This is a genomic window from Acinetobacter sp. 161(2023) (assembly GCF_037027805.1).
Taxonomy (GTDB): Bacteria; Pseudomonadota; Gammaproteobacteria; order Pseudomonadales; family Moraxellaceae; genus Acinetobacter.
The window spans coordinates 152803-166745 of record NZ_JAZEYD010000004.1 but is presented as its reverse complement, the minus strand read 5'-3'; the positions used below and the strand labels follow the sequence as shown (position 1 = coordinate 166745).

13 protein-coding genes and 1 pseudogene are annotated in these 13943 nt (G+C 38.7%); 8 read left to right on the top strand and 6 right to left on the bottom strand.

Translation table 11 applies throughout. The annotated features are described in order from the left end of the window. The first annotated feature begins 31 nt into the window (after positions 1-31). From serB to WA249_RS05170, 3 genes are all read left to right on the top strand, one after another. Positions 32-1255: a phosphoserine phosphatase SerB gene (gene serB / locus WA249_RS05180; protein WP_336166779.1), complete on the top strand. Its 1224-nt coding sequence runs from the start codon at positions 32-34 to the stop codon at positions 1253-1255. A gap of 416 nt (positions 1256-1671) precedes the next feature. Next, the gene (gene aciT / locus WA249_RS05175; protein WP_004704819.1) at positions 1672-2007 is read left to right on the top strand and encodes a ciprofloxacin tolerance protein AciT; all 336 of its coding nucleotides are present in this window, start codon (positions 1672-1674) and stop codon (positions 2005-2007) included. A gap of 251 nt (positions 2008-2258) precedes the next feature. Continuing rightward, entirely contained in the window at positions 2259-2738 is a 480-nt protein-coding gene (locus WA249_RS05170) for a hypothetical protein (protein ID WP_013196563.1), read from the top strand. Positions 2739-2781: 43 nt separating this feature from the next. On the opposite strand, the gene dtd is transcribed toward WA249_RS05170, so the two are convergent. After that, positions 2782-3225, bottom strand: coding sequence for a D-aminoacyl-tRNA deacylase (gene dtd, locus WA249_RS05165; protein WP_336166775.1), 444 nt, complete (start codon positions 3223-3225; stop codon positions 2782-2784). A gap of 168 nt (positions 3226-3393) precedes the next feature. Between dtd and pncB the strand changes: the two genes are divergently transcribed. The 3 genes from pncB (at position 3394) to asd (ending at position 6451) form a co-directional block, all read left to right on the top strand. Further along, positions 3394-4608 carry a nicotinate phosphoribosyltransferase gene (pncB, locus tag WA249_RS05160; RefSeq protein ID WP_336166773.1) on the top strand — a complete coding sequence of 405 codons (1215 nt, stop codon included), beginning with the start codon at positions 3394-3396 and terminating at the stop codon, positions 4606-4608. Between the two features lie 146 nt (positions 4609-4754). Then, positions 4755-5603 carry a sulfurtransferase gene (locus WA249_RS05155; RefSeq protein WP_336166771.1) on the top strand — a complete coding sequence of 283 codons (849 nt, stop codon included), beginning with the start codon at positions 4755-4757 and terminating at the stop codon, positions 5601-5603. Beyond that, the gene (gene asd, locus WA249_RS05150; RefSeq protein ID WP_336166769.1) at positions 5600-6451 is read left to right on the top strand and encodes an archaetidylserine decarboxylase; all 852 of its coding nucleotides are present in this window, start codon (positions 5600-5602) and stop codon (positions 6449-6451) included. The genes WA249_RS05155 and asd overlap by 4 nt, the downstream gene beginning before the upstream one ends. A gap of 159 nt (positions 6452-6610) precedes the next feature. On the opposite strand, the gene WA249_RS05145 is transcribed toward asd, so the two are convergent. Next, complete coding sequence (locus tag WA249_RS05145) at positions 6611-7372, bottom strand: AcfC family putative adhesin (protein ID WP_336166767.1); 762 nt, start codon at positions 7370-7372, stop codon at positions 6611-6613. Positions 7373-7615: 243 nt separating this feature from the next. Here WA249_RS05145 and WA249_RS05140 point away from each other — a divergent pair, with 243 nt between their 5' ends. Beyond that, positions 7616-8812 (top strand): alpha/beta fold hydrolase, encoded by a 1197-nt coding sequence (locus WA249_RS05140; protein WP_336166765.1) that lies wholly within the window; start codon positions 7616-7618, stop codon positions 8810-8812. Positions 8813-8873: 61 nt separating this feature from the next. On the opposite strand, the pseudogene WA249_RS18940 reads toward WA249_RS05140, so the two are convergent. From WA249_RS18940 to WA249_RS05120, 4 genes and pseudogenes are all read right to left on the bottom strand, one after another. Beyond that, positions 8874-8966: pseudogene (locus tag WA249_RS18940) on the bottom strand (hypothetical protein); the annotation flags it as partial. A gap of 922 nt (positions 8967-9888) precedes the next feature. Continuing rightward, on the bottom strand, positions 9889-11247 hold the full coding sequence (gene phoR / locus WA249_RS05130; RefSeq protein WP_336166761.1) for a phosphate regulon sensor histidine kinase PhoR: 1359 nt from the start codon (positions 11245-11247) through the stop codon (positions 9889-9891). A 9-nt stretch (positions 11248-11256) separates the two neighbouring features. Next, positions 11257-11967, bottom strand: a complete 711-nt coding sequence (gene phoB, locus WA249_RS05125) for a phosphate regulon transcriptional regulator PhoB (protein ID WP_016139821.1) — start codon at positions 11965-11967, stop codon at positions 11257-11259. A 254-nt stretch (positions 11968-12221) separates the two neighbouring features. After that, the gene (locus WA249_RS05120; protein WP_016139822.1) at positions 12222-12893 is read right to left on the bottom strand and encodes a TetR/AcrR family transcriptional regulator; all 672 of its coding nucleotides are present in this window, start codon (positions 12891-12893) and stop codon (positions 12222-12224) included. Positions 12894-13105: 212 nt separating this feature from the next. Here WA249_RS05120 and WA249_RS05115 point away from each other — a divergent pair, with 212 nt between their 5' ends. After that, positions 13106-13939 (top strand): SDR family NAD(P)-dependent oxidoreductase, encoded by an 834-nt coding sequence (locus WA249_RS05115; protein WP_080028011.1) that lies wholly within the window; start codon positions 13106-13108, stop codon positions 13937-13939. The last annotated feature ends 4 nt before the right edge of the window (positions 13940-13943 follow it).

The window sequence follows — 13943 nt, the reverse complement described above, 5'->3', positions numbered from 1 at the left end:
CAATAGTTGTCACTCAGACTAGAGTCAATTCATGCGAGAAATCATTCTTATATCCTTTTTAGGACCAGACCAACCAAACCAGTTTACCCGATTAATGCAAGTACTATCCGTACATTCATTGCAAATACTGGATGTAGGTCAGGCTGTTATTCATAATCAACTCACATTGGGCATTGTAGTCGCGTCAGATAATGAAACTGCGACCGCATTGGCAATGAAAGAAATTCTGATTTTAGCACATGATATTGGCTTAACAGTGCGCTTTAAACCAATCACAGGCGCAGAATACGATCAATGGGTAACTGAAGGAGGCCGTACTCGTTATATCGTCACGGCTTTAGCCCCTGAACTCACTGCTGCACATTTACAAGCAGTTACACAAATTGTGTCTAGCCAAGGCTTTAACATTGAAACTGTTACCCGTTTATCGGGCCGTGTCGACTTTGAAAAGGATAGCGCATTCCCACGTCGTGCATGTGTACAGTTTGGTTTAAGTAGTGGCCCAACTTTAGATGCACAAGCCATGCGTGCAGCATGTTTACGTCTTTCAAGTGAATTAAACATTGATGTTGCTGTTCAAGAAGACAACACTTATCGACGTAACCGCCGTTTAGTTTGTTTTGATATGGATTCAACCCTCATTGAACAAGAAGTGATTGATGAGTTGGCGATTGAAGCAGGGGTAGGCGCACAAGTTGCTGAAATTACTGAAAGAGCGATGCAAGGTGAACTTGATTTCCAGCAAAGCTTCCGTGCTCGTGTTGCATTATTAAAAGGGCTGGATGCTGCTGTTTTACCTAAAATTGCAGAGCGTTTAACCATTACAGAAGGTGCAGAGCGTCTTATCTCAACCTTAAAAGCGCTGGGTTATAAAACGGCAATTTTATCTGGTGGATTCCAATATTTTGCTGAATATCTACAAGGCAAACTTGGTATTGATGAAGTTCATGCTAACGTTTTAGATGTGCAAGACGGTTTCGTAACAGGTGAAGTGAAAGGTGTAATTGTTGATGGTGCACGTAAAGCTGAATTATTACGCGAACTTGCAAACAAACTCGATATTTCATTAGAGCAAGCGATGGCAGTAGGCGATGGCGCAAATGATTTACCAATGCTTGCGATTGCAGGGCTTGGAGTGGCTTATCGCGCGAAGCCTTTAGTACGTCAAAATGCAAATCAGGCTATTTCAAGTGTTGGCTTAGATGGGGTGCTGTATTTACTGGGTATGCATGACAAAGATTTAAATCGTGCGTAACCGATAGTTGCTAAGCTTTAAGCGCTACTTCTGAGTAGCGCTTTTTTTATGCAGAATAGTTATAAAATCAAGGGTGTTATGCTCAAATCATGCACAGAAAAAAGGCAATAAAAAAATCTGAAAAAAACTTATTTTGGTCCTTAAAAACAGCATATTTTTTTGTAATGACACGCCAGAATTGATGCCATATAGGGAATCGAACTTTTTGAATTTTACAAAAATGTAATGACAAAAGAATGTTGCGACAGAGTATGTCGCATTAAGAAAAAACGGGTCTTTTTTTCTAAAAAAAAACATCCATAATGCATCCTAAGCTTCAACACAAATTATGAATTAAAGTTGTTTTTGGAATTTGGAATGAGGTCGGTTTTTAAGACCGAATCTTTTTAGACGTTTTCATTAAGACGGAGGTTTCTATGGTAACAGCGAATTTTGCCGCTATCGCCGGATTCAGCTTGATCGCTGTCGCGCTTGTTGCTGTTTTCTTTTCTCCTTACCGTCGTTGGCTTGGTTTTATGCTTGCAGGAATGTTCTTTTGGGGGCTATTGGAAGTGGTCCGTTTTGGAGTTCAAGTCACTTTTGAAATGCCAGTCACATATAGTTATTTAACTGCACTAAGTCTAGCGATGGTAATGGTTACATTTGTTTTGTTACGTGAGGATAAACAGGCACAAAAGGCTTTGGCAAATCGCCAATATATAGAACACACGCCAGTATATGAAGATGATCAGCAGCAATGTTCTAGCCGATAATTAAATTGTTATCTAACGGTAAAAAGGTATGCACAGCATGCCTTTTTTATTTACGAAACGTGATTTTTATTATACAAAGCATTTATTAAAAAATAGCCAGTTATGCTACGATAGATGCGTCTGTTGACGTTTCATCTAGATTGCGTTGCCAGCTAAAAATTATCAGTTGATGCACAAAACACAAGCAATGGTATGCCCTTGCCGAGTTTTGCTATACAGTTTTCATAAAAATACAATAGGCGTGAATGTTCATGAAACTTTCTTCTATACCTGTAGTCAAATTACCTCTCGTTGATGTCAGTACAGACCCGTTAGATTTATTGGTAGCAGGTTTAGTGCTGCGTATGAAGCAATTGGCACGTACTAGCCCTAAGTTTATTGAATTGATTCATGATCGCGCTTTCCGTATTCAAATTGGTACGGATTTAGGTGTTGCACGTCAGATCATTATTAATAATGGGCAGATCGACACTGTTGCTGGCGCACCTGAAAAAGCTGACTTTATCTTGCAGTTTGCAGATAGTGAACAGGGTGTGAAAACTTTGATTAAAGGTGACCCAACTGCATTTATGACAGGCATGCAAAATGGCAGTATTAAGATGGAAGGAGACTTCAGCCTACTCGTTTGGTTTAACCAAGTGGCTAGACTCATTCCACCTAAGTTGCCAAAACCAGTTAAAGAGAAAGTACGTCAAGCACGTGCTTTTATTAAAGAGAAAACTGGTCGCTAATCGCCAGATATAAAAAAACTCCCAAATGGGAGTTTTTTTATATCTATGCTTCGACTTCTAAGTTAAACGTCACTGGACCATCATTAATGAGATGAACCTTCATATCAGCAGCAAATATCCCAGTTTGTACTTTTTCAAATTGAGAATGGGCATATTCAACCAGCTGCTCATATAACGCTTTGGCATCTGATGGAGGCATGGCTGGACCAAAATCTGGACGTAAACCTTTTTGCGTTTGGGCCATTAGAGTAAATTGTGAAACAAGCAGGACTCCACCATTTGCTTGAGAGACATTCCAGTCCATTTTGCCTTGTTCGTCATCAAAGATACGATATTTCAAAATCTTATCAATAAGCTTCTGGCCAATTGCTAAAGTGTCATCACGGCCGATGCCTAAAAAAACCAGTAGTCCGTGTTGGATTTCACCGGTAGTCTCACCGTCAACCACCACTTTGGCTTCAAGAACTCGTTGTATTAAAGCGCGCATAGTTAAAGCAAATTTCTGCAATTAATTGAATTGATTTAGTTTAGCAGAATTTAAATTAAATGATTTTTAAAAGGAAATTTCATGGAATTGCAACAATGGTCTAAAAGCTCGCAATTGATTTATAAAAATATGCTTTAATGCTAAGAAGCAAGCGAATAATCATTGACTATGTCTCCAATTATCCATTCTTTACTAGATACAGACTTGTACAAATTTACGATGTTACAAGTGGTTTTGCATAAATTCCCGCAAACCCATAGTGTCTATCATTTCCGCTGTAGAAATTTAGAAGATACTGTCTATCCACTAGTAGATATTTTGGATGATTTAAACGAGCAACTCGACTATTTGTGTAGTCTAAAATATAAAGAAGACGAGCTTCAATATTTGCGTAAATTACGCTTTATAAAAAGTGATTTTGTTGATTACTTAGAACTGTTTCAACTGAAGCGACGCTTTATTCGAGCTAGTATCGATGCGGAAGGTCGTTTGGATATTCATATTGAAGGTCCGATGGTCCAAGCCATGATGTTTGAAATTTTTGTATTGGCAATTGTAAATGAACTTTATTTTAGCCGTATTAAAAACGATGACGTATGGGCTGAGGGCGAGCGCCGTTTAAAAGCCAAGCTTGAATTGGTTCAGCAATATGAAAAAACACAAAAACCGAATGACCCGCCATTCTTAGTTTCTGATTTTGGTACGCGTCGCCGTTATAGCTTCGTATGGCAAAAACATGTTGTGGCAGCCTTTCATAAAACAGTACCAAATGTGTTCCGTGGTACAAGTAATGTCCTGCTTGCAAAAGAGCTAAACATTACGCCAATTGGGACCATGGCTCATGAATTCCTACAAGCTTTTCAGGCACTTGATGTACGACTGCGTGACTTTCAAAAAGCTGCTTTAGAGACGTGGGTTCAAGAATATCGTGGCGATTTAGGAATTGCCCTAACTGACGTTGTTGGTATGGACGCTTTCCTCAGAGATTTTGACTTGTATTTCGCGAAACTCTTTGATGGCTTACGCCATGACAGTGGTGACCCTTACGAATGGGGCGATAAGGCTTATGCGCATTATCGTAAATTAAAAATTGATACTAAAACCAAGATGCTGACTTTTAGCGATGGTCTTAATTTGCCAAAAGCATGGGAATTACATCAATACTTTAAAGATCGTTTTCAGGTGAGTTTTGGTATTGGAACTAATTTGACTAATGATATGGGCCAAAAGCCGCTCAATATTGTGTTGAAACTAGTCGAATGTAATGGTCAGTCGGTTGCAAAAATTTCTGATAGTCCAGGTAAAACCATGACCGATAACGATACCTTCCTGGCTTATTTACGTCAGGTTTTTGAAATCGAAGAACTTGAAGAAGCGGTTTAAGTAAAAGTAGTTTCGCTATTTTGTGTTTTTAAAAGTAAGAATGCTGATATCTGATTTTCTGCTAAAGAGTTGCAGAAAATCAGAGTTTGTTAGATATAAGCTTATGCTAATATGAAATTAAGCTGGTATAAAAAGAAACCATGACGATGACACTCCCGGATTTTAAACTCGATTTATTAATAGAAGCAGAAGAATTAGTGCCTTATCTAGGCAATGAATATATTCGCATTGTAGATTTGAGCCGTGCTTCTGTTTATGAGCAACTTCATATTCCGCATGCTATTCACTTACAACCTAAATGGTTAGTGTCTCAACACGAAGAAGCCACTGGCATTTTGCCAGATGAAGCAGGTTTACAAGCACTGATTGAAAAATTGAATATTTCACCTAATCATCATGTTGTGGTCTATGACGATGAAGGCGGAGCATGGGCTGGACGTTTAATCTGGAATTTGCATTGCTTAGGATTTACCCGTACCAGTTTAATTAATGGCGGTATCCATGCATGGTTAGGAGCGGGACTGCCGACTACTACCGAAATTGAAAAACTTCCGAAGGTTGATGATTTAATCCAAATTGATTTATCGCATGCTGCTCAGTTCCGTGTGAACTATGAAGAACTACGTAAACAAGTCGAGCAAGAAAATATTCAATTGTGGGATTGTCGAACGAGTGATGAATATAGTGGGGTCCGTTTAGCAGCGCGACGCGGCGGTCACATTCCAAATGCGCTCCATTTTGAATGGAGTACTGCACTTAATCGTCAAAATCATCTAAAATTGCATCCGCTTGAACGCACGCGGCAGCGCCTTGAACAACTTGGGTTCGATTTACAGCAACCTGTAGTTGTGTACTGCCAGTCACATCACCGTTCTGGTTTGGCCTATATTTTGGCTAGGCTCTTGGGCTGGGAAGCCAAAGCCTATGATGGTGCGTGGAGTGAATGGGGCAATCGCCTCGATAGTCCTATTATTACTGGAGAATCACCGTCGTGAGTTTCACATCTCGATTAAAAAAAGAATTATTTATTAAGGCACAAAACCTTGTACCACAGCATCAATTGAGCCGTGTGGTAGGTAAAGTTGCTGCGAGTGAAAATCCAGTTGTGAAAACTGCTGTTATTCATGCATTTAAAACCAAATATGGGATTGATTTATCGATTGCTGAACAAGGCAACGCACTAAAATATAAATCTTTTAATGACTTTTTTACTCGTGCTTTAAAAGATGGCGTGCGTCTCGTTGACGAAAATGCAGATAGCATTGTGTCACCTGCCGATGGTGCTATTTCTCAGATTGGTAAAATTACTGCGGGTGAAGTATTTCAAGCAAAAGGCCAAAGCTTCTCTGTAGAGAAACTCATTGGTGACCCACAACTTGCTCAGCCATTTCAAGAAGGCGAGTTCGCGACAGTCTATCTATCTCCACGCGATTACCACCGTGTACATATGCCGTTTGCAGGTACATTAACTGAAACTTTGTATGTACCGGGTGAGCTATTTTCGGTAAATCAGGTGACTGCTGAAAATGTACCGGGACTATTTGCCCGTAATGAACGCATGGTGTGTTTGTTCGATACTGAACTTGGCCGTATGGCTGTTGTGTTAGTGGGTGCAATGATTGTTGCTGGTATTGAAACTGTGGCGACAGGTAAAGTGAAACCTTCAGGTCGTATTGAATTACAGCATCATCAGTTAAAGCTAGAGAAAGGTGCTGAGCTTGGACGTTTTTATTTAGGTTCTACCGCAGTTATTTTATTTGAAAAAGATAAGATCGAATGGGAACGACGTTTTAAAGCTGAGTCTGTGGTTGTAATGGGCGAGCGCATGGGCCACACGATTTAACTCATAAATAAGATTTTAAAAGAGAGCATTTGCTCTCTTTTTTTATTTATATTTCTCTAATTAATTATATTTTTAAATATACTGTTTGCTAGTAAATAAATTTTTAATTCCCTATAAATATTTAATAAGAGAATAAAATGACCTTAATTCCTTTTTTAACTATTTAGTCCAACCAGATTTTTTGAAAATAGCATTACCTTGCTGAGACGATAAGAACTCTACAAAACGTTTAGCTTCAGCGTCTTTTAAACTATGTATGGTTAAGGCAACACCTGTATCACGATAGACCACCAGCTCTGGTTCAATAGGTATAATTTGCCCAACATCTGGGTTACTAACTCCCCAAATATTAAAAACTAACCAAGCATCATAGCTACTATTTTCTTCCCAGTTTTTCTTGGCAATACCCGTATTGGCTGCATAGGTGGCAATATTTTTTCGAACAGATTTGGTTAATTGAATATTGCCTGATCTACCAGCAATATCCTCCCACATACCTACCTGACCTGCACCGTGAGTAACTAAAACTTTAACGCCAGATTTAGCTAGATCTTTAAATCCTTTAATATTTTTAGGATTTCCTTTGCGTACTAAAATAGCTGCGGGACGTAAATACAAAGGTTCTACCGAGTCTTTTATAATTTGCTCAGAAAAAGCATTTTCAAAATCCGACATCATGGCTTCGGAACCACTATATATAACATCGGCATCTAGTTTCGCTTGGTCAGACCATTGAGAAGTAGGTCCAGACGTTACATAGACTGCTATACCCGTTTTATTGGTGAATTGTTTGGCTGCTTCTGACATTGCGGGTGCTGGCCCACCAGAACCATATACCTGTACGTCTGCAAAACTATGGATGGGGAGAGAACCAAGAATAAGGCAAATCAGGTAGGGTATAAATTTATATTGTTTTGACATTTTAATCGCTATAGTAATGAAGAAAATATCAGCATATATTTTTTATTATTGAAATTTGATTAATTTTTGCAACGATATTTATAATACATTTCTTTAAAATATATTTTAATTAGATTTTAAGTAGCTATATATAAATGTAAATTATTTTGAGGTGAATATAAATATAGAAGTTTTTATGGTAATTTATATTTTATAAATTAATTATTTGAATAGATGTATTGTAAATAATAGAGGAGTAATCCCTTGATTAGAAAAAGTAATTTTCTTTTAAAAATTTTATTTAGCAGCGCTTGTTTGGTGTCTGGCTCTGCTATGGCTGCTCCAATTACAGATTTGGGTAAGCAAATTGTGAGCGACAAACCGGGTTCAATACTGTCTATAGCACAGCAAGATGTAACGAATTTATTTCCTCACGCCGATCAGCGTTTGTTAATAAATTATCGTAGTCGAGGTATTCAGGGCGAACCTATTGTTGCATCGGCTTTTATTTTATTACCGAAAGGAACACCTCCAAAAAATGGCTGGCCTATACTCGCTTGGGCGCATGGTACGACTGGAGTTGCTGACACCTGTGCACCTTCGGGTGATTATGTTGGTGGGCCAGTTCATTCATATCAAGAAGTTGCTTCTAAAGCTTTAGATGGTTGGCTTGCACGTGGCTATGCAGTTGTTGCACCTGATTATCAGGGCTTAGGTACACCGGGTGGGCATCCCTATATGAATGCAAAGAGCCAATTGCATACGGTGGTCGATGCAGTGCGTGCATTACATTTGCTTAAGCCCAAGAGTTTTAATAAACAGTGGTTGGTGATGGGACATAGTCAAGGCGGGGCTGCGGCAATTGCAGTGTCTGCCTATGGTCAAAAAGATGCGCCTGAACTGGATTTAAAAGGGGCAATTGCTCTTGCGCCAGGTGGCTATCAATATGAGGGCATCGCAGAATATGTGCGGAGTAATCCAAACCCAGAACCTAGTGTGGCAGCATTTTTCCCGATTGTGTTATTAGGAGCACAAGCAGCAGAACCAAGTATTGTTCCTGAAAATTTAGTCAGTCCAGAAATGAACGCAGTACTGACTCAAGGGCGCAGTCGTTGTTTATCTGAACTTCAATCTGATTTGAAGAAATCTCCTTCTAGCATATTTCGATCTGATGCTGATTTAAAACCTCTTTTGGCTTATCTAAAACAACAGTCCATTGAAAATCTGGTGCCTACCGTGCCATTAATGATTGTTCAAGGTTCTAAAGATCATTTAGTCGACCCTAGAGGGACATCTGCTTATTACCAGCAGCTATGTAAATTAAAAAAACCAACCATCTATCAAACGATTGATGGCGGAGATCATCGCGATGCATTACGCCAGAGCAATACTTTTGCCACTAAGTTTTTAAATGTAATAGAGAAAAACCAAAGTAAGTCGTATTGCTCGACTTCTAAGTAAATTGGTTTAAATAAAAAGCCGACTTTTCGTTAGTCGGCTTTTTATTTAAAAGGAGGTGACTTTAGGTCATGTTATACAGTCTTTCTTTAGGGAAAACTGCAGTAAAATCAGCCTTCGTATTCACGTCCATTTTTGCGCCATTTTCCATCAGCACCTTTATTCCAGTCTGGGGCTACAGCTGAGCCTAATGCTCCTGAGCCTTCTCGTGACTCATCTATATAATCAATTTTATCAATGTTCACAGTATCTTCTCGATCTTTATAAACTCTGCTGCGCAACAGTATTGTACGTTGGTTCCAATCAATACTTTTAAGTTCTCCCTGTTCGCAACGTTGATTTATTGAACCACCAAAATGTCCCCAAACCATTAAATACTTGCCCATAGGGATGCGTCTTAATTGATCATCAATAGTTTCTATATAAGGTTCTTCTTCGATTGGCTCAAGTGATTTAATTTTATCAAAAGAGATTAGTCCAATTGATTCACCTTCTATGAATACTCGAATTGATACAAGAATAGTCTGTTGATCTTTATCAATATGAAGAACTTTTACTTTTAATGATTCTCCATTTTTCAAACCAAGAATAAAGCAATCAGTTATTTCTGCATTCTTCGATATTATTTCTACAGGGTTAATAGTCATTTAAGCCTCGCTTAATTATTATGTTAGCTGTTCTTATGGGTTAAGTTTTTTGTAGCGATTTAATAATACTAATTTTATTTAAAAATGAAAGTGATTTTTAAAATTGTTGAATTGTTAATTTAAAATAGTATTTTTTATTTTAACTGTTTTTAAATTATCAATGACATTGATTATATATATTGTATAAATTGGGTGGTCTTATTTTTTAAAGTACAGTTAGTATATCTATTTCATAAATTCTGATCTATGAAATAGATATGAGAGAAAAATGTGATTTATTAAATAAATTATATCGGTTAATTATAAATAGTATCTGATTTTATCAATGACAAAAAAATCAAATTATGTCCATAATAACTTATATATAAAAATGGCTAAGTATCTTTCACTGCGTCTATTTAATATCCACCCTTTGTGTGAAATGAATACTTTTTAAGCCATGTTATATAGTCTTTCTTTCGGAAAAACTACGGTAAAGGTTGAACCTTCATTTTCTTTAGATTGCACATCTAAATAAGCACCATGTTGCATCAGCACGTGTTTTACAATCGCAAGACCTAAACCTGTACCACCTGTTTGGCGACTACGGTCGCTGTCAACACGATAGAAGCGCTCAGTTAAACGTGGTAAATGTTTGGGGTTAATCCCGATGCCTGTGTCTTGTACGCTAAAGTAAGCATGTTCACCATCATCATGCCAGCCAATCGTAATAGTTCCACCTTTTGGTGTGTATTTGATGGCATTGGTAATTAAGTTACTAAACGCGCTGGCGATTTCCATGTCAGAACCAATCAGGTCACAGTGGCTATCAATGTGTAAATTAAGCGTGTGTCCATAATCAGCATTGTAGGCCTGAGCATCATCAAAGAGTTGATTCATTAAGCTAGGCATTTCAATAATCTGATTTTTTGCAACTTTTTTATTATTTTCTAAATTTGATAACAGCAGTAAATCATTCACCAACGCATTCATGCGCTTGGTTTGTGACTGCATCTGATCAAAGGCACGTTTCCAGCGCGGACTAATATCTTCCTGATCTGTAAACGTTTCGATATAACCACTCAGTACAGTTAATGGCGTACGAAGTTCGTGAGAAATATTATCGACGAAGTCTTTACGCATTTGTTCAAGGTTGTGCATACGAGTCACGTCGTAAGCCACCAATAAGCGACTTTCTCCACCAAACCGTGTGAGTTTGACCTGTACATAGCGGTCATCATCAAAATTTGAGTGAAGTTTAATCCCGTCGGGTGCCTGATCAATATTGTTAAAATATTCAATAAAGGTCGGCTGACGTAAAATCGTTAATAGATTTCGGCCGCGGTCGAGGGGGCTGATCCCTAGCAAACGTTCAGCAGCAGGGTTCCACCATTCGATTTGATGTTGGTCATCAATTAAAACAACGGCTTCAGCAAGTGCAACTAATGAAGACTGTGCTCGGTCAATTAAACCGACCATTTCGGCTTGAACAATTCGTTCTTGGCGCTGAGCGCGGTAAACATTAAATAATAATGCCCCCCAAATCCCATTAAGATTTGGAGGAACGTCATAAGGCTTATTCGCAATCCAGTCATTGACCAGATATAAAGAACGCAACTGGAGTGTAAAAAACACCACGAAGGCGATAAAAATACAGCTCCAGAAATACCCAAGGCCTAAACCGACTAAACCAGCAATAATTAGAAAAAATAATAAAAGCCGTAAATCTTGTTTGGCAAACGTCCATAAACTACTGTAGCGGGAAAGTTTTTGTTCACGTACCTGTTCGGGGACGGGGTAGGGTTCATACATAAATCTTGGTTAACCTGCGGCTAAATCTGCGCGTGTTGAGAAACGGTAGCCAGTTCCACGCACAGTCTGAACAAATCGGTCAACACCAAACGGTTCTAAAACTTTACGCAAACGGCGAATGTGCACATCGATAGTGCGGTCTTCGATATATACATTACCGCCCCACACCTGATCGAGCAACTGGGCACGCGTATATGCACGCTCTGGATGGGTCATAAAAAACGCAAGTAAGCGATATTCAGTTGGACCCATTTCTAAAATATTGTTGCCAAAGCTAACACGCTGGCTTACAGGATCAAGAATTAAACCATTGGCATCAATAGTTTTTTCGCCACTTAATGCATTAGCACGACGCAAAACTGCCTTAATACGAGAAACCAGTTCACGTGTTGAGAAAGGCTTAGTCATGTAGTCATCAGCACCTGCGTCAAGACCTTGTACTTTATGGTCTTCTTCTCCGCGGGCAGTCAACATAATGACTGGAATTTCTGATAGATTTTCATCTCGTTTTAAGCGGCGACATAAATCGACACCACTTACGCCTCCAGGTAACATCCAATCAAGCAAGATAAGCGCCGGACGTTGGTCGACGATAATTTGATGAGCCTGTTTGGCATCTTCTGCCTGTAAACACTGAAAGCCTGCCATGTCCAAAGAAGTATGGATCATTTCACGAATAGGAAGCTCATCATCGACAATTAAAATATAGTCATCTTTCACAGCGCAATATCCTATAGATTTAACGGTGAACCGTTTTGTAGTTATGACAGGCTTATTACAAAGATTAATTATGACAATTTCATTGCAGAAAAGTCTATAAAATTAAATTTAGCAATAATTTGTGACAAAACTAAGGCAAAGGTATGACCAAATTATGACATGAAGACTTTATTTTTCTTAAAATCATTCAATAGCTTATCAATGAAGTAGCTTAACTGGTTTTGCACATTTATGGCTGTCAAAAAACTTTAATATTATTTTGAAACTTGCGCTAATAAAGATAAGAAAACGATACGGCATGCGGTTAAAACCTGCTCAAGCGACTGTTCAAACCCTCCCATGACCCATCGAATCGCAATTTGAGTGACATATCCATTTAATCCAGTTGCGATTAAAGAGAGCTCATTTTCATGGTGTTGAATTTGCGGCATGGTCAGCATAACAAAGGCTTGAATCATGCGATCAAATTGCGCAAGTGTTTCTTGAATGGTGGCTTGATTATGTAACTCTTGTACCAAAACTGCGTCAACATAGACAATACGAGCCAATCTTGGGTCTTCTTTTAATGTCGTCAGTAGTGCTCGTAATCCCGCATCGACCATTTTTTCTGGATCGGGCGTCGCTTTAATCACGGCCTGCATTAAGTTTTGCTGTAATTCTTCAATCATTTTTAAAAAGATGGTTTGAAATAAATCTTCACTCTTCTTAAATGATTCATAAAAATAGCGTTCTGTGAGTTTTGCCTCTTGGCAGACATCTTTGACCGTCACGGAAAAAAAACCGAGCGTTCCGTAAGTCGCGATACCCGCTTCAATCAGTTTTTCTCGGCGTGCCTCTTTACGTTCAGATAGAGATAACCCTTTGAACTGACGTTCTTTACTCACACTTTTTGTTTTCTTTTTACTGGTTGAGTCGTTAGTCGCCATAAATAAGTCGTTTCCTAAAGATTGGTTTCCTAATTTATAGGTTTTGGCCAAATATGCTTACTATGATAAAGCCCTCAGCAGAATTGTGCCATTCTATCTGAAATTACAGTGTACTATATTGACAATGGATATTGTCAAAATTATATTAAAGATGTCTAAGCTGCACATGCAATGAACCGGTTGTGCAAATATCGAAAAACAAAGGATGGACAATGAAAAATTTTAAAAACAAAGTCGCTGCAATTACGGGCGCGGGTTCTGGCATTGGGCAACAGTTAGCAATTCTTTTGGCAAAACAGGGCTGCCATCTTTCGTTGAGTGATATTAATGAGAAGGGATTACAGCAAACCGTTGAGCTTTTAAAACCGTATAGCACGATTACTGTTACCACTAAAAAGCTTGATGTGTCTGATCGTGAAGCGGTAAAGCAGTGGGCCCAAGAAACTGTTCAAGATCATGGATCAGTTAACCTGATTTTCAACAACGCTGGCGTCGCTCTAGGTTCAACTGTCGAAGGTGCGACCTACGAAGATTTAGAGTGGATCGTTGGGATTAACTTCTGGGGTGTGGTGTACGGAACGAAAGAGTTCTTACCTTTCATTAAGCAAACTCAAGATGGCCATATTATTAATATTTCAAGCCTATTTGGTTTAACCGCTCAACCAACTCAATCTGCTTATAACGCGACTAAATTTGCTGTGCGTGGTTTTACCGAGTCATTGCGCCAAGAGTTAGATATTGAAAAAAGTGGCGTAAGCTCTTTGTGTGTACATCCGGGTGGAATCCGCACCAATATTGCTAAATCTGCAAAAATGAGTGATAGCTTGAATAGTTTGGGTATGGACCCGACGAAATCGATCCAAAACTTTGACAAGCTACTACGTACTCCACCTGAAGAAGCAGCTCGTCAAATTCTACAAGCTGTATTAAAAAATAAACGTCGTTTATTGATTGGTAGTGACGCAAAAATTCTTGATGCATTCCAGCGTTTGTTCCCAACTGGGTATCAACGTGCTTCTACCATTGTGACCAAGTTAATGAAATAATTTT